The organism is Pseudomonas taiwanensis (assembly GCF_013393345.1).
In the GTDB taxonomy this organism is placed as follows: Bacteria; Pseudomonadota; Gammaproteobacteria; order Pseudomonadales; family Pseudomonadaceae; genus Metapseudomonas; species Metapseudomonas resinovorans_C.
The window spans coordinates 277,527-292,785 of sequence record NZ_QJRF01000069.1; the positions used below are offsets into that span (position 1 = coordinate 277,527).

14 protein-coding genes and 1 pseudogene are annotated in these 15,259 nt (G+C 58.7%); 3 read left to right on the forward strand and 12 right to left on the reverse strand.

What is annotated here, in order from left to right; all coding sequences use genetic code 11:
• Positions 1 to 4 precede the first annotated feature (4 nt).
• The 3 genes from DM872_RS22010 to mnmG are packed head-to-tail and all read right to left on the reverse strand — an operon-like array spanning position 5 to position 3,347.
• Positions 5 to 793 carry a ParA family protein gene (locus tag DM872_RS22010; protein ID WP_077527497.1) on the reverse strand — a complete coding sequence of 263 codons (789 nt, stop codon included), beginning with the start codon at positions 791 to 793 and terminating at the stop codon, positions 5 to 7.
• Between the two features lie 14 nt (positions 794 to 807).
• On the reverse strand, positions 808 to 1,455 hold the full coding sequence (gene rsmG, locus DM872_RS22015; RefSeq protein ID WP_179061419.1) for a 16S rRNA (guanine(527)-N(7))-methyltransferase RsmG: 648 nt from the start codon (positions 1,453 to 1,455) through the stop codon (positions 808 to 810).
• Complete coding sequence (gene mnmG / locus DM872_RS22020; RefSeq protein ID WP_179061420.1) at positions 1,455 to 3,347, reverse strand: tRNA uridine-5-carboxymethylaminomethyl(34) synthesis enzyme MnmG; 1,893 nt, start codon at positions 3,345 to 3,347, stop codon at positions 1,455 to 1,457. The genes rsmG and mnmG overlap by 1 nt, the downstream gene beginning before the upstream one ends.
• A 507-nt stretch (positions 3,348 to 3,854) precedes the next feature.
• Between mnmG and DM872_RS30560 the strand changes: the two are divergent.
• Positions 3,855 to 4,170: pseudogene (locus DM872_RS30560) on the forward strand (integrase); the annotation flags it as partial.
• Positions 4,171 to 4,335: 165 nt separating this feature from the next.
• Here the strand turns inward: DM872_RS30560 and DM872_RS22025 are convergent.
• From DM872_RS22025 to rpmH, 9 genes are all read right to left on the reverse strand, one after another.
• Complete coding sequence (locus tag DM872_RS22025) at positions 4,336 to 4,797, reverse strand: hypothetical protein (RefSeq protein WP_179061421.1); 462 nt, start codon at positions 4,795 to 4,797, stop codon at positions 4,336 to 4,338.
• 98 nt (positions 4,798 to 4,895) lie between these two features.
• A complete protein-coding gene (locus DM872_RS22030) occupies positions 4,896 to 5,558 on the reverse strand; it encodes a GAD-like domain-containing protein (protein ID WP_179061422.1) in 663 nt (220 codons plus the stop codon).
• Positions 5,559 to 5,560: 2 nt separating this feature from the next.
• Positions 5,561 to 6,799, reverse strand: coding sequence for a polymorphic toxin type 15 domain-containing protein (locus DM872_RS22035; protein WP_179061423.1), 1,239 nt, complete (start codon positions 6,797 to 6,799; stop codon positions 5,561 to 5,563).
• Positions 6,800 to 6,802: 3 nt separating this feature from the next.
• Positions 6,803 to 7,294 (reverse strand): PAAR-like domain-containing protein, encoded by a 492-nt coding sequence (locus DM872_RS30565; protein WP_256873452.1) that lies wholly within the window; start codon positions 7,292 to 7,294, stop codon positions 6,803 to 6,805.
• A gap of 910 nt (positions 7,295 to 8,204) precedes the next feature.
• Entirely contained in the window at positions 8,205 to 9,572 is a 1,368-nt protein-coding gene (mnmE, locus tag DM872_RS22045) for a tRNA uridine-5-carboxymethylaminomethyl(34) synthesis GTPase MnmE (RefSeq protein ID WP_179061424.1), read from the reverse strand.
• Between the two features lie 84 nt (positions 9,573 to 9,656).
• Positions 9,657 to 11,336 carry a membrane protein insertase YidC gene (gene yidC / locus DM872_RS22050; RefSeq protein ID WP_179061425.1) on the reverse strand — a complete coding sequence of 560 codons (1,680 nt, stop codon included), beginning with the start codon at positions 11,334 to 11,336 and terminating at the stop codon, positions 9,657 to 9,659.
• Between the two features lie 2 nt (positions 11,337 to 11,338).
• Positions 11,339 to 11,584, reverse strand: coding sequence for a membrane protein insertion efficiency factor YidD (gene yidD / locus DM872_RS22055; RefSeq protein WP_179061426.1), 246 nt, complete (start codon positions 11,582 to 11,584; stop codon positions 11,339 to 11,341).
• Positions 11,577 to 11,981, reverse strand: coding sequence for a ribonuclease P protein component (rnpA, locus tag DM872_RS22060; RefSeq protein WP_179061427.1), 405 nt, complete (start codon positions 11,979 to 11,981; stop codon positions 11,577 to 11,579). Before rnpA ends, yidD begins: the two co-directional genes overlap by 8 nt.
• Positions 11,982 to 11,994: 13 nt before the next feature.
• On the reverse strand, positions 11,995 to 12,129 hold the full coding sequence (gene rpmH, locus DM872_RS22065; protein ID WP_003290924.1) for a 50S ribosomal protein L34: 135 nt from the start codon (positions 12,127 to 12,129) through the stop codon (positions 11,995 to 11,997).
• Positions 12,130 to 12,654: 525 nt separating this feature from the next.
• On the opposite strand from rpmH, the gene dnaA reads away from it, so the two are divergent.
• Both dnaA and dnaN read left to right on the forward strand, forming a co-directional pair.
• Positions 12,655 to 14,121: a chromosomal replication initiator protein DnaA gene (gene dnaA / locus DM872_RS22070; RefSeq protein WP_179061428.1), complete on the forward strand. Its 1,467-nt coding sequence runs from the start codon at positions 12,655 to 12,657 to the stop codon at positions 14,119 to 14,121.
• A 29-nt stretch (positions 14,122 to 14,150) separates the two neighbouring features.
• Positions 14,151 to 15,254, forward strand: a complete 1,104-nt coding sequence (gene dnaN / locus DM872_RS22075; RefSeq protein ID WP_077527505.1) for a DNA polymerase III subunit beta — start codon at positions 14,151 to 14,153, stop codon at positions 15,252 to 15,254.
• Positions 15,255 to 15,259: the final 5 nt, after the last annotated feature.

Here is a 15,259-nt window from a genome sequence, read left to right on the forward strand (position 1 = left end):
TTCCTTATGCGGTAGCGGTTTTGGCTTTGGCACGCTGGCGGCGGACCAGTTCGCCAGCCAACGCGAGATAGGCGATGGCGCCACGGGATTGCTTGTCGTAGACCAGGGCCGGCATGCCGAAACTGGGCGCTTCAGCAAGACGCACGTTGCGCGGGATGACAGCATCGTAGAGCTTGTCGCCGAAATGCGCCTTGAGTTGTGCCGAGACGTCGTTGGTCAGGCTGATGCGCGGGTCGTACATGGTGCGCAGCAGCCCCTCGATCTTCAGATTCGGATTCAGCAACTGGGCGATACGCTGGATGCTGTTCACCAGGTCCGACAAGCCTTCGAGTGCGTAGTACTCGCACTGCATGGGAATGATCACACCGTCGGAGGCGACAAGGGCGTTGATCGTCAGCATCGACAGCGAAGGTGGGCAGTCGATGAGGATGTAGTCGTAGTTCTCGCGAATCGGCGCCAGGGCTTCGCGCAGGCGATGCTCCTTGCTCGGCATGTCCAGCAGGGCCACTTCCGCCGCGGTCAGGTCGCGGTTGGCGGGCAGCAGCTGATACCCACCATGCTCGGAGTACTGCATGGCGGTCGCCAGATCGCACTCGCCTGTCAGCACGTCATAGACGGAATGCTCCAGGGCGAGCTTGTCGATGCCGCTACCCATGGTGGCGTTGCCCTGGGGATCGAGGTCGATCAGCAGGACGCGCCGCTTGGTGGCGACCAGCGAGGCTGCGAGGTTGACACAGGTGGTGGTCTTGCCGACCCCGCCTTTCTGATTGGCGATTGCGAATACCTTGGCCATGGCCACCTTCCCCCTCATAGCGTGCGGCGCAGTATCAGCAGATGGCGCTGACCTTGGCAACCGGGAACATCCAGCTGATGCGCGGTCTCGACGTGGAAGTCGGCCGGCAGTGCCTGGAGCTCGTCATCCGGGTGCAATCCCTTCATGGCCAACCAGCGGGTTTCGCCGTCGCCCAGGTGTCGGGTCCAGTTGCTGAAATCCTCCAGGGAGCTGAAGGCACGAGAAACGATACCGTCGAACGGCTGCTCCGGTGTGAAGGCCTCGACTCGGCTGTGGACAACTTCGAGGTTGGCGAGTTTCAGCTCCAGCTTCACCTGGGTGAGGAAGCGGGTCTTCTTGCCGTTGGAATCGAGCAACGTGAAGCGCCGTTCGGGGAACAGGATGGCCAGCGGGATGCCGGGCATACCACCGCCACTGCCGACATCCAGCCAGTTATCCCCAAGCGCGGCCACATGGGAGACCACACTGAGGCTGTCGAGCAGGTGACGCGAGACCATTTCATTAGGATCGCGCACAGCGGTCAGGTTGTAGGCCTTGTTCCACTTGATCAGCAAGGCCAGGTAGGCAAGGAGCTTTTCCTGCTTCTCCGGGGACAGTTCGACAGCAAGCTGCTCGGCGCCATGGGACAGTTCGTCGGCATGGCGTTGGGTAACCAGGGACATCAGGCGCTTTGCTCCAACTGACGGCCAGCGCCGCGTTTCTTGAGGTGAATCAGCAACAGGGAAATGGCTGCCGGGGTGACGCCGGGTATGCGACCTGCCTGGCCGAGGGTTTCCGGCCGGGAGTTACCGAGCTTGTGCTGGATCTCCTTGGACAGACCGGAAATGCTCGCGTAGTCCAGGTCATCGGGCAGACGGATGTCTTCGCTTGCGCGCAAGCGGGCGATTTCGTCCTGCTGGCGATCGATATAACCGGCGTACTTGGTCTTGATCTCGACCTGCTCGGCCACTTGCGGGTCCTCGGCGCCACCTCCGGTGACTTCGATCAGGCCGGCGTAATCGATTTCCGGGCGGCTCAGCAGGTTGAGCAGATTGTATTCATGGGCCAGGGGTGTGCCGAAGCGCTGGGCGATGGCATCACCTTCCGGTGTACCGGGGCGTACCCAGGTGGACTTCAGACGCTGTTCTTCAACGGTGATGCCTTCGCGCTTGGCTTCAAAGGCCGCCCAGCGCTTGTCGTCGATCAGTCCGAGCTCTCGGCCCTTTTCGGTCAGGCGCAGGTCCGCGTTGTCTTCACGCAGGATCAGCCGGTACTCGGCGCGCGACGTGAACATGCGGTAAGGCTCCTGGGTACCCAGGGTAATCAGGTCGTCCACCAGCACGCCGATGTAGGCCTCGTCACGGCGCGGGCACCAGGCGTCCTTACCCTGGGCACGCAATGCGGCGTTGGCGCCTGCGAGCAAGCCCTGGGCGCCGGCTTCTTCGTAGCCGGTGGTGCCGTTGATCTGGCCAGCGAAGAACAGGCCAGCGATGACCTTGGTTTCCAGGCTGTACTTCAGGTCGCGGGGATCGAAGTAGTCGTATTCGATCGCATAACCCGGGCGCACGATATGGGCGTTCTCCATGCCACGGATGGAGCGCACGATCTCCAGTTGCACATCGAACGGCAACGACGTGGAGATGCCGTTGGGGTACAGCTCGTGGGTAGTCAGCCCTTCCGGTTCGAGGAATACCTGGTGGCTGTCCTTGTCGGCGAAGCGATGGATCTTGTCTTCGATGGACGGGCAGTAGCGCGGGCCGATGCCCTCGATCACCCCGGAGTACATCGGCGAACGGTCGAGATTGCTGGCGATGATCTCGTGGGTGCGCGCGTTGGTGTGCGTGATCCAGCAGCTCACCTGGCGTGGGTGCTGTTCCTTGGAGCCAAGGAAAGACATCACCGGGATCGGCGTGTCGCCTGGTTGCTCGGTCATCACCGAGAAATCCACAGAGCGGCCATCGATCCGTGGCGGGGTGCCGGTCTTCAGGCGACCGACGCGCAACGGCAGCTCGCGAAGGCGCTTGGCCAAGGCAATGGATGGCGGATCACCGGCACGGCCGCCGGAATAGTTCTGTAGACCGATGTGGATAAGTCCACCGAGGAAGGTTCCGGTGGTCAACACCACGGACTCTGCCATGAAACGCAGACCCATCTGGGTCACTACACCTTTCACCTGATCGTTCTCGACGATCAGGTCATCGCAGGCCTGCTGGAATATCCACAGGTTCGGCTGATTCTCGAGGATTTCGCGAATGGCTGCCTTGTAGAGGACGCGATCCGCCTGGGCACGGGTAGCACGTACCGCTGGGCCTTTGCGGCTGTTCAGCACTCGGAACTGGATGCCGCCCAGATCGGTGGCCGTCGCCATGGCCCCGCCCAAGGCATCGATCTCCTTGACCAGATGACTCTTGCCGATACCGCCAATGGCCGGGTTGCAGCTCATCTGGCCGAGGGTTTCGACATTGTGGGTAAGCAGAAGGGTCTTCACGCCCATGCGTGCGGCTGCCAAGGCGGCCTCAGTGCCGGCATGGCCGCCACCGATCACGATCACGTCAAAACGGGAAGGAAAATCCACCGCGCACCTCGTGCCTGTTCAAGGCTGGGAAATAGAGAAAGCCGCACAGTATAGGGGAATTTCCCCATTCGCTTGAAGCCGTCTGGCCAAAAAATAGCCAACGTGTCCGGTTCGAGCTTTTCCAGGAAAGTTATCCATCTGTGGAAATGTCCCTGTGGGTAAAAGAAAACAAAAGAGAAGAATTTTTTAAAAAGCTTGTTCTTATGTTTATTCCTTAGGGAAGACCTTTTCTGTGGATAAGTCATTCCAGACCATCAACGACGGTGGTTGTAGGGAATGATAAGCCTGTTACATTCCTGCCAGTAGCCGTTGTGTATGCCGTCAGAAAGCTGTGCACGCAATGATGGGTTATGCACAGGGGATTTATCCCTTGGGTTTTCACCAGGGTTATGGACTGGGTTATAGCTTACTTATCAACAGGGTTCAGGAAGGGGATTTTTCGTGCGGACAGGCAGCGACGGACCGCCCGGAGTGCGGGCAGTCACGTCGTCTGTGGATAAGAAGGGAAGGACCTTCGGCATCGAGTGCCAGCCTGGCTACGCGGACGGGGGCGACCATATTGCGCTCAAGGGCAGCTGAACCAAGGCCGAGCGCGAGCGCACCGTTCCGATCACCAGGGCCGAGCAGCGGCGCGTGCTCGAGCACGGGCACCAGCTGGCGTTGTGAAGCGCTGACTGGCTGGAAGGCACCGGCCGCTGGCGGGCCCGCGGCACGATCGCTGACACCCGGGCAGCGTGCCCTGGATGCGCAGGCTCGGCAGACCATCAGCCGCGAGTTGGGGCACGAAAGGACGCAGATTACGGAGGCGCATCTTGGGCGATAGCGCTAAGGGCCGGCTGCGTAGATAGAACGGGGTGGAGCAACAGGAGATGCGAATGAACTAGCGTGCATGATGCGATCGCACAAATTAATGCCACTCTTGTGGCACTCAGATTTTGCGGCCGCCCCGACTCACCTCTAGCGATGGAGGCTCTTGGTTTAGGCAAGTCTATATGTCACCTTGCTTGAGTTTATTCATTCTGGGGATTCGCTTATCCCAAGCTCCTTTCGGGAATAATGAGATCGCCTTCTGGTCAATATCACCGTCATGAAAGCCGGTCAGTGAAATTCCAAGCTTCAGAAAGACCACGTAGCCCAGATAGATATATGGAGAGTCGTCTAGGAGAGTTAAGTCTGAGAGTACATTTTGAGCGGGATCCATGAAGATATTTGTACTTCCCAAAAACACATTTTCCATTTGCCGCCCCAAGCCAATATGGGCTAGCTCTTCAGAGGATACTGAATAACCAAAATTCGCAAATGAGCGAGATTCGACAAGCTGACCAAGATGGTTCTTCGTTGTGCTATCAGCCTCCCCAAGCTCTTTCCCTACAGCAGATGCCTGCATCCCGAAAGTAACCCTACTGACTCCAGCGAACGGTCTAATTTCTAGCAGCGTTTTTTCGTTCATTAGACCATGCTTCTCCAAGCAGGTGACGCTGCCGGGCTGGCCAAGTGATGAGCCTGCCACCTCCCAGCCAGCCTGTGTCGTAGTAGGACTGCCTAGGGTTACTTCATCAGCTTTTCGAGTTCGACACTGGAGAATGGCAACGTCGGGGTGTCGAAGTTACGCAGAATGAGTAAGTGCGGGTCAAGCTTTAGGCGGTGCAGGTTTTCCAAGACGGAACTGCCGCCCAGCACCAGAGCTGGCTCGAAGCCGTACATCTCATCTGGCTCAAGAGGACCATACTTCTTCACAGCTCGGTCGAAGAGCTGCCGTCCATGGATGTCTGAATAGTCAAAATCATTTGGCTCACTACTACCAAATAATGACTGTATTGTTACGTTCTGAGCAGTCAAGGTCTTGGGCTTTAACCTGTTCTTTAGTGCGAGAATCTCATTGTGGATGCAAATAATTGATACACAGCGTCCCGTTCTTTCTCCGCACAAATAAAGATTGCCAAAAGCACTTCGGGCAATCACGTGAAATTTATCAAAGGACTCCAGTGACGTACCTTGTAGCCAAGCATCTTTAATGTGTTCAAAGTCGTCTGGGTTAACCGTCCACAGCAGCCCGTTTGCATAGCCAGCCCACCCCTCATCTTTCCAGTAGTCAAGCAATACTGGAGGCAGCACATTGTCCCATTGTTTAAGGATTGACTCTGGAACTGGCGTGCGGTGAGTAGCCTCGCCAAAGCTATCAATAAACAGAGCAAGGTCTTCGTCTCGCATTGTTACTTTCCCTTTTTTCCTGGCGGGCAAATAGTCAATTCAACATTCATCATATCCTTACCGTCACCGCGTTCAACAGCTCTTTTGGCCGCATCTTCCAGCATTTCTACTCTTTCCTTTTGACCCCAGCTTCCACCAATTGCGCTATTTGCCCTCTTGTCTCCTAGTCCGGTGGGGGCCGGGCTATGCCACCCACCTGCAACCATGTCGGGTTCGTGTAATGCAGTAAGTTTATCCATGATGCCTTTGCTCTGTGCTTTCGCTTCGGCTCTTGCAACTTCTGCACTTACCCCTCTAGTTCTCATACTTTCATAGATACTACTTTCAATTTCTTTTCCCCGCTGCTTGCGGTACTCGCTTTGTGCCTTATCAGCCAGTGGATTCCGTCCAGAGCCTCCGCTCGCGTCTTTAGTCCTCTCGAACATTGCTCTTGCTTCGGCAAATTCCTTGGCCGACATACTGTTGATTGCATCCTCTTGCCGCTTGAGCTGGCGGGCATATTCCTTCAGGTACTTCTGTTTCTCAGCCTCGCTCATTTTCTTGTAGGCCTGGGACTGACGCGGGTCGAAGCACTCTGGCTTTTTCTTGGGCGTCCTCTTCGCATTGACCTTCCCGCCTGAATCTTGCTTGCGGGCGGCTTCTTCCTTCGCTTTTTTTGGGGGCGCTTCCTTAGCCTCTTTCGCCGTCTTGGACGATGCTTCCTCAACAGCCTTCGCGCCTCGTCGCCCCATCTTGCCCGCAGTGCCGAGCCAGCCCGCGAAAGGAGCTGCCGCTGCTAGAGACAGCGTTGCACCTGCGTAGTCACCACGCGCCAGGCTGATAGCGGCGTTGGCCAGATCGGCAGCTTCGCCGAAGCCGGGTAGCAGGCCCACGATATCCAGACCGGTCTGGAGTCCGTCCAGTACCTTATCGTTAACGGTCTCTTCGGTTGCCGGGTTGGCCCCCTGAGCGGCGACGCTGGCTGCCGGCGTTTCCCCTACCACGCGGCCGATGGTGTTGCCGTTGGGATTGGTCGTCTCGGCTATCACCGGTGGCTGATAGTTCGGCAGGATGACACCGAACTTCCCGAGAAAGTCATCGCGCAACTGGGCGTATTCGGGATAGGTCAACTCAACCTGGGTTGTGACGGTGTTGTCCTGATAGTTCTGTACCGTCACACCGCTCGCTGAGCGGAAGGTGCCAATGGTTCTGCCATTGCCTACATCGGTCCAGCTTTTACTGACGGTGATCTCCAATGCCATAAGTCAGAGCCCGTTCATCCAGAACCGGTCGCCATGGCGAACCAGGTAACGGCCCTCGGCCGGCACGGTGCCGCTGTGCTCCAGCGGGTGGCATTTGCCTTCCACAGTTCCGCTCTTGACCCCCTTGGTCTTGCCGGCGGCATCGCCAATGGTGCTAGGCGTGTAGCTGCGCTCGTATAGGACCACCGGAATGCCCTTGGCGCGCATGCTTTTCGCTATACCCAAGCGGGTATCGAGTTCCGCGGTAACTGGATAGGGAACCGGGGGGATGCTGCTGTGCACAGAACTGGTGCCTGGCTCGCCATAGTAGGTGTCGGCCATGCACAACGGCAGCGAGTCCTGGTCGATGACCACGGCGCGGCATCGGCCGGGCTGGTCCGCGACCGATTCCACGCGGTGGCTGACCTTCAGAGCAATAACGGGGTGTTCTTGGCCGTTCAAGTCCGGCGAGCGATAGCACGCCGCGCTGAAGGGCGTGAGGTTGCGGAATTCCATGGCGGCGCTCCCTGCGCGATGAGCATGGTGGATATCCACCGCAGCGCCGCCCCAACTATCTACCGGCAATCAACCGCAGTGGACTTCCATAGAGTTCCGCCCAAATCTTGAATACCTGCTCATGGCCGGTACATCAGGCATTTCTTACTCATGACCGCGAAACGATCATATTGGCTGTAGGCACAAGCGAATCGATGGTGTCGGCCCACCCCTGGAGTAATACTTTCAGCGCCTTGTTGGGCGCGTTGTGTGCAAATGGCGTGGTCAGGGAACCACGGCCCAGCAAAACCCATTCGCTATCGCCGGCCAGCATGAGCAACTTTTAGAAGAGCATTACCGCTTGCTTCGACCGATAGACGATATGTGTGGCTTGCCGGTCTTTGAGCTCTCTTGAGGAATGTGCCACTCGGCCTCTTCGAGATATGCGTCCTTTTTCTTGGCCAACACAGTTCCGATTTCCGAACCAGCGTCATGAGCTGCAGGCTAATTTTGAACTGACGACGGAAGTTCGACAGGGGGATGCCTTGTAGATGTGCATTTCCCTGAAGAAGCGTTCGGCGAACTGCCTGAGGGTGGTGTCTCAGAGCCTGCGACTTTGGCGCGCGGCTTCTTCTGCGCCGGCGATTCACCCACTGTCTTCATCTGGAGGCGCCGTCGCGCCTGAGCCTGGCGTTCTTGAGGATGAGCGCGGGGTATTTGCCCAGCGTGAGTTTTCCTTACCTGCCATTCAGCCGGTAACGCCAGACCATCCCCCCGTTGGAAACATATGTCCACGTAGAGGAAGGCTCCGGCCAAAATCGCTACATAAAATCAGACGGCTTTCAGTGTGCTTCAACAGAGCTTGAAACCCATTATTCATGCGGGTTTCAAGGGCTTCAGTAGACCTTGATAGAACCCCGTATAAGTGACGTCATTTGCCGATGCAGAAGCTGGAGAAGATGCGACCGAGGAGGTCGTCAGAGCTGAATGCGCCGGTGATCTCTCCCAGAGCCTGCTGGGCCTGGCGCAGGTCTTCTGCCAGTAATTCACCGGCGCCCGCGAGAGTGAGTTGAGAGCGGCCATGATCGAGGAATGAGCCTGCCTGGCGGAGGGCTTCCAGATGGCGACGGCGAGCGCTGAAGCTGCTTTCTGAGGTCTGTTGATAACCCATGCAGTCCTTCAGGTGCTCACGCAGGAGTTCCAACCCCTCACCGGATCGAGCGGAAAGGCTGATGGTGACATGGCCATCTTCGCTGACCTCCAGGCCAACGGAGTCTCCGCTGAGGTCCGCCTTGTTGCGAATCAGGGTGACTTTGCCTGGGTCAGGAGTCTGATCCAGGAATTCAGGCCATAGGGCAAAGGGGTCTGTGGCCTCCGGGGCTGTAGCGTCTATCACCAGCAGTACGCGATCCGCTTCGCCAATGGCCTTGAGCGCACGTTCCACGCCGATCTTTTCCACATGGTCGTCCGTGTCGCGTAGGCCGGCAGTATCCACAACGTGGAGAGGCATGCCATCGATGTGGATATGTTCGCGCAATACGTCACGGGTGGTGCCGGCGATGTCCGTGACGATGGCCGCTTCGCGTCCTGCCAGGGCGTTCAGCAGACTCGATTTACCGGCGTTCGGACGTCCGGCAATCACCACGGTCATGCCGTCACGCAACAGCGCCCCTTGGCCAGCTTCTCGAATAACTGTGGATAAGTTATCGCGCACGCCATCCAGCAAGCCCAGAACGTGTCCGTCGGCAAGGAAGTCGATTTCCTCCTCCGGGAAGTCGATCGCGGCCTCCACATAAATGCGCAGTTCGATCAGCTTCTCCGTAAGGAAATGCACCCGCCGGGAAAACTCCCCCTGCAGGGAGCGCAACGCATTGCGCGCTGCTTGTTCGGAGCTGGCTTCGATCAGGTCGGCGATCGCTTCGGCCTGGGCCAGATCGAGCTTGTCATTGAGGAACGCACGCTCGCTGAACTCGCCCGGGCGAGCCTGACGAGCCCCCAACTCCATGCAGCGACGCAGCAGCAGGTCCATTACCACTGGCCCACCGTGCCCTTGCAGCTCAAAGACGTCTTCACCGGTAAAGGAGTTGGGGCCGGGGAAGTAGAGGGCGATGCCCTCATCGAGGGTTTGACCGGAGGCGTCGAGGAACGGCCCGTAGTGTGCGAAGCGAGGCCTGGGTTCCCGGCCACTGATGGCCTCGGCTATTCGAGCCGCGTGTGGCCCGGAAACGCGGACGATACCTACGCCACCGCGTCCCTGGGCGGTGGCGACAGCGGCGATGGTGTCACGGACAGGATTCATTTGTGTGTACCCAAGGATCTGCGGATGGCGGATAGCAAGACGCCCCCAGAGGGGGCGTCTTGTTCAAGCTGACTGGCGTCGCTGTCAGGCTGCTGCCTTCTTGCTGGCCGCCTCGATCTGCCGGGTAATGTACCACTGCTGCGCGATCGACAGGATGTTGTTGACCACCCAGTAAACCACCAGGCCGGCCGGGAACCAGAGGAAGAAGAAGGTGAAGATGATCGGCATCAGCTTCAGCACCTTGGCCTGCATGGGATCCGGCGGAGTCGGGTTCAGTTGCTGCTGGATGAACATGGTGGCGCCCATGATGATCGGCAGGATGAAGAACGGATCCTTGATCGACAGGTCGGTGATCCAGAACATCCACGGGGCCTGGCGCATTTCCACGCTTTCCAGGAGCACCCAGTAGAGGGCCAGGAAGACCGGCATCTGCACGAGGATCGGCAGGCAGCCGCCAAGCGGATTGATCTTCTCCTTCTTGTACAGCTCCATCATCGCCTGGGACATCTTCTGGCGATCGTCACCGTGCTGTTCCTTCAGCGCCTGCAGCTTCGGCGACACGGCACGCATGCGTGCCATGGACTTGTAGCTGGCCGCCGAGAGCGGGAAGAACGCGGCTTTGATCAGGATGGTCAGGACGATGATCGACCAGCCCCAGTTACCCAGCAGGCTGTGGATATGTTGCAGCAGCCAGAAAATCGGCTGGGCGATGAACCACAGGAAGCCGTAGTCGACGGTCAGTTCCAGGCCAGGAGAAAGCGCCTTCAGGTGGCTCTGGACTTTGGGACCGGCATACAGGGTGGCGGAAGTTTCGGCGGAGGCACCTGCCGGAACGTTCAGCGCGGAACCCACGAAACCAACGATGTAATTACCCTTGGAATCCTTGCGGGTCTGTACAGCGCTGTTCTGGTCCTTGTCCGCGACCCAGGCGGTCACGAAGTAGTGCTGCAGCCAGGCAACCCAGCCGCCCTGGACGTTTTCCTTGAAGGACTGCTTATCCATGTCCTTCATGGAGATCTTTTTGTACGGCTCATCCGGGGTCCAGACAGCCGCGCCCAGGTAGGTGGATACGCCGGTTGCGGTGGTGGTGGACGGGTCGGCGCTGGCATCACGCTTCAGCTGGGCGTACATGCTGCCGGTCCAGGGCTGAGCGCTCTGGTTCTCGATTTTGTACGACACCTGCAGCTCGTACTTGCCACGAGTCAGGGTGAAGCGCTTGGTGTAGTTGACGCCGGCTTCGCTGAAGCTCAGGTCCACTACCAACTGCTCCTGGCCGTCGGCCAGCTTGTAGCTGCGTTGGCTCGCGCTATAGAGCGGACGACCATTGGCGCGGGCATCCGGACCGTTGGCGCCGACGAGGCCGCTTTGTGCCTGGTAGAGGCGCTCGCCACCGTTGTCGAACAACTGGAACGGAATGTCCGGATGGTCCTGGCGACGTGGGTACTTCGGCAGGGTCAGCTGGACGATGTCACCGCCGTTCGGGTCGATGGCCAGGTTGAGCACATCGGTTTCAACGCGGATCAGGTCGCTGCTGGGGGCAACCTGGGTGACGGCTGGCTCGTTGCGCTCCGCTGTGGAGGCAGTCGGCACATCGTCGCTGGTCTTGGCGCTTGCGGTGTCGTCCGGCAGGGTCGCTTGCGCGGTGTTCGCGCTGGTGCCCGCGGTCGGCAGGGCGGCCTGGCCGTAGTCCTGGTTCCACTGCAGAACCATCAGGTAGGACACGATTGCCAGGGCGACGATCAGGATCGAGCGTTGGATATCCATGATTACTCGGCCATCGAAGAGGATTGGGATGTGTTGGCGGGTGGCACCGGGTCATATCCGCCCGGATTCCACGGATGACAGCGGCCCAGCCGACGCAGGGTCAGCCAGCCGCCACGCAGGACGCCATGCTGTTCGATGGCTTCCTGCGCGTAGCAGGAACAGCTGGGATAGAAACGACAGTGACTGGCCATCAGCGGGCTGATGGCATAGCGGTAAAACTGGATCGGTACGAGGGCCAGTTTACGCATGGGGACTGTCGGACACCCCTGATCCGGTTGATGGTTCAGGGCGAGTCCGGCTGCGCGCCAGGCGCTTCCAGAGTTTGCCGAACTGATGCTTAAGCTCGGGATTCTCCAGATCGCCAATGCCTTTGCGCGCCACGATCACGATGTCCCACCCGACCAACAGCTCGAGGTTGTGGCGGAAGGATTCGCGTATCTGGCGTTTCAGGCGATTGCGCTCAACGGAGAGCTTGACGCTCTTCTTGCCGATCACCAGACCCAGGCGGGGATGATCGAGACCGTTGTCACGCGCGAGGAGCAGGACGTGCTTGCCGGGAACCTTCCCGGTCGGTGAGTCGAAGACTGCCTTGAATTGTCGGGGAACCAGCAGACGCTTTTCCCGACCGAAGCCCTGACTCACCACCCGTTCCGGATAATCAGACGGTCAGGCGCTTGCGGCCCTTGGCGCGACGACGCGACAGGACTTGACGGCCGTTCTTGGTGGCCATGCGGGCACGGAAACCGTGGGTGCGAGCGCGCTTGATGGTGCTGGGTTGGAAAGTGCGTTTCATGATGCTTTACCTGGTGGTCACTACGGGCCGGAAGTGGCCCCCGTTTAAAGAGACCGGCAATTCTAGTGAAACGCGGCGGGCAGGTCAATTTCCAACCAGCACCGTCGAGCAAAAGAATATAGAAGGAAGGAAAATTTAAGAAAAGCTTGGTTGTGTTTTTAGAAACTGGTGGGCGGCCTTCCTGTGGAAAACCTCGCAGAAGGCGCATTCTGCCTGTTGATGGGCGGTCTAACAACCTTGTCGAAAAGAGGTGTCCTGGCTGTGCGGTTGCCGTGCAGAAGCTGGGGGTGAAATGGCCTTTTACCCACAGGCAGGTTGTCCAAGGAGTTTTCCCCAGGGAGAACAGCCTGGTTAAACCAGGGTTATCCACAAGATTCATGCCAATCACAGGGCTGTTTCGGGTGGTGAATAAGATCTTGATTTTATTCAACCATTCGCCCTTTTTCGTGTGGATAACTTTCCGGGCGGCCGCTACAATGACGGCTGTTTTTTGCGTCCGGCACCTTTCCGACTTGGGGGATATCCGTGTCAGTGGAACTTTGGCAGCAGTGCGTGGAGCTCCTGCGCGATGAGCTGCCTGCCCAGCAATTCAACACCTGGATCCGCCCATTGCAGGTTGAAGCCGATGGAGACGAACTGCGCGTGTATGCGCCGAACCGGTTCGTGCTCGATTGGGTCAATGAAAAGTACATGGGCCGGCTTCTCGAGTTGCTTGGCGAGCGAGGCAATGGCCTGGCACCAGCCCTTTCCTTATTAATAGGTAGCAAGCGCAGCCCTGCTCCGCGGAAGGCACCCCCGCCTCCGCCGCCTGTCATGGCGCCGCCGCCAGCCCCTGCACCTGTCGCACCTCCGCAGATGCGCATCGAGACCGTGGAGGAATCCCGCGACAATCTCGATCCATTGGCATCGGTCGTGCCCGCGCCGGCGATTCGTACCGAGCGGTCCGTGCAGGTCGAAGGCGCGTTGAAGCACACCAGCTATCTGAACCGCACCTTCACCTTCGAAAACTTCGTCGAGGGCAAGTCGAACCAGTTGGCGCGCGCCGCTGCCTGGCAGGTCGCGGACAATCCGAAGCACGGCTACAACCCGTTGTTCCTCTATGGCGGCGTCGGTCTCGGTAAAACGCACTTGATGCACGCTGTGGGTAACCACCTGCTGAAGAAGAATCCGAATGCCAAGGTGGTTTACCTGCATTCCGAGCGCTTCGTGGCGGATATGGTGAAGGCGTTGCAGCTGAATGCGATCAACGAGTTCAAGCGTTTCTACCGTTCGGTGGACGCATTGCTGATCGACGATATCCAGTTCTTCGCCCGCAAGGAGCGTTCGCAGGAGGAGTTTTTCCACACCTTCAACGCTCTGCTGGAAGGCGGGCAGCAGGTGATCCTTACCAGCGACCGGTATCCCAAGGAAATCGAAGGCCTCGAAGAACGTCTCAAGTCCCGCTTCGGTTGGGGCCTGACGGTGGCTGTCGAGCCGCCGGAACTGGAAACTCGCGTGGCGATCCTGATGAAGAAGGCCGAGCAGGCCAAGGTCGATCTGCCGCACGATGCCGCGTTCTTCATTGCGCAGCGCATCCGTTCCAACGTGCGTGAGCTGGAAGGTGCGTTGAAGCGTGTGATCGCGCATGCCCACTTCATGGGACGCGACATCACCATCGAGCTGATCCGCGAGTCGCTCAAGGACCTCCTGGCCCTGCAGGACAAACTGGTCAGCATCGACAACATCCAGCGCACCGTAGTCGAGTACTACAAGATCAAGATGTCCGACATGCTCTCCAAGCGCCGCTCGCGCTCGGTGGCTCGGCCGCGTCAGGTCGCCATGGCGCTGTCCAAGGAATTGACCAATCACAGCCTGCCGGAAATCGGCGACGCATTCGGCGGAAGAGACCACACCACGGTGCTTCACGCCTGTCGTAAGATTGCGCAATTAAGGGAATCCGACGCGGATATCCGCGAGGATTACAAGAATCTGCTGCGTACATTGACCACCTGACCGCAGCCCAAGAGGCAAGGGACTAGACCATGCATTTCACAATTCAACGCGAAGCCCTGTTGAAACCCCTGCAACTGGTCGCCGGCGTCGTAGAGCGCCGCCAGACCTTGCCGGTCCTCTCCAACGTACTGCTGGTGGTCGAAGGCCAGCAGCTGTCGTTGACCGGCACCGACCTCGAGGTCGAGCTGGTTGGGCGCGTTGCCCTGGAGGAGCCGGCGGAGCCAGGTGAGATCACCGTACCCGCGCGGAAGCTGATGGACATCTGCAAGAGTCTGCCGAGCGATGCGCTTATCGATATTCGCGTCGATGAGCAGAAGCTCCTGATCAAGGCAGGCCGCAGCCGATTCACACTTTCCACTTTGCCAGCCAATGACTTCCCGACTGTGGAAGAAGGTCCTGGCTCGCTGAATTTCAGCCTGGTACAGAGCAAGCTGCGTCGTCTGATAGAGCGCACCAGCTTTGCGATGGCGCAGCAGGATGTTCGCTACTACCTGAACGGCATGCTGCTGGAAGTGAATGCCGGGGTTCTGCGTGCTGTCGCCACCGACGGCCACCGTCTGGCGATGTGTGCCATGAATGCCGGGATCGAAGCTGCAGAACGCCATCAAGTTATCGTTCCGCGCAAGGGCATTCTGGAGCTGGCACGTCTGCTGACTGAACAGGACGGCGAGGTTCGCATCGTTCTCGGCCAGCACCACATTCGCGCCACGACCGGCGAATTCACCTTCACCTCTAAACTGGTGGATGGCAAGTTCCCGGACTACGAGCGTGTGCTTCCCCGCGGCGGCGACAAACTGGTCGTTGGCGATCGACAAGCTCTCCGCGAGGCGTTCAGCCGTACTGCGATCCTTTCCAACGAGAAGTATCGTGGTATCCGTCTGACCCTGGCGGCTGGTCTGCTGAAGATCCAGGCAAATAACCCGGAGCAGGAAGAGGCAGAGGAAGAAGTTGCTGTGGAATACGGCGGCAGCAACCTGGAGATCGGTTTCAACGTCAGCTACCTGCTGGACGTACTGGGCGTCATGTCTACTGAACAGGTTCGCTTGATCCTGTCCGATGCGAACAGCAGTGCTCTGGTGCAGGAAGCCGACAACGACGATTCCTCTTACGTCGTAATGCCGATGCGTCTGTAACGACT

Excerpts from the sequence above, each read along its gene's own strand:
- DM872_RS22010 (WP_077527497.1), bottom strand. The coding sequence starts at position 793 with ATGGCCAAGGTATTCGCAATCGCCAATCAGAAAGGCGGGGTCGGCAAG.
- rsmG (WP_179061419.1), bottom strand. The coding sequence starts at position 1,455 with ATGTCCCTGGTTACCCAACGCCATGCCGACGAACTGTCCCATGGCGCC.
- DM872_RS22025 (WP_179061421.1), bottom strand. The coding sequence starts at position 4,797 with ATGAACGAAAAAACGCTGCTAGAAATTAGACCGTTCGCTGGAGTCAGT.
- DM872_RS22030 (WP_179061422.1), bottom strand. The coding sequence starts at position 5,558 with ATGCGAGACGAAGACCTTGCTCTGTTTATTGATAGCTTTGGCGAGGCT.
- DM872_RS22035 (WP_179061423.1), bottom strand. The coding sequence starts at position 6,799 with ATGGCATTGGAGATCACCGTCAGTAAAAGCTGGACCGATGTAGGCAAT.
- DM872_RS30565 (WP_256873452.1), bottom strand. The coding sequence starts at position 7,294 with ATGGAATTCCGCAACCTCACGCCCTTCAGCGCGGCGTGCTATCGCTCG.
- mnmE (WP_179061424.1), bottom strand. The coding sequence starts at position 9,572 with ATGAATCCTGTCCGTGACACCATCGCCGCTGTCGCCACCGCCCAGGGA.
- yidC (WP_179061425.1), bottom strand. The coding sequence starts at position 11,336 with ATGGATATCCAACGCTCGATCCTGATCGTCGCCCTGGCAATCGTGTCC.
- yidD (WP_179061426.1), bottom strand. The coding sequence starts at position 11,584 with ATGCGTAAACTGGCCCTCGTACCGATCCAGTTTTACCGCTATGCCATC.
- rpmH (WP_003290924.1), bottom strand. The coding sequence starts at position 12,129 with ATGAAACGCACTTTCCAACCCAGCACCATCAAGCGCGCTCGCACCCAC.
- dnaN (WP_077527505.1), top strand. The coding sequence starts at position 14,151 with ATGCATTTCACAATTCAACGCGAAGCCCTGTTGAAACCCCTGCAACTG.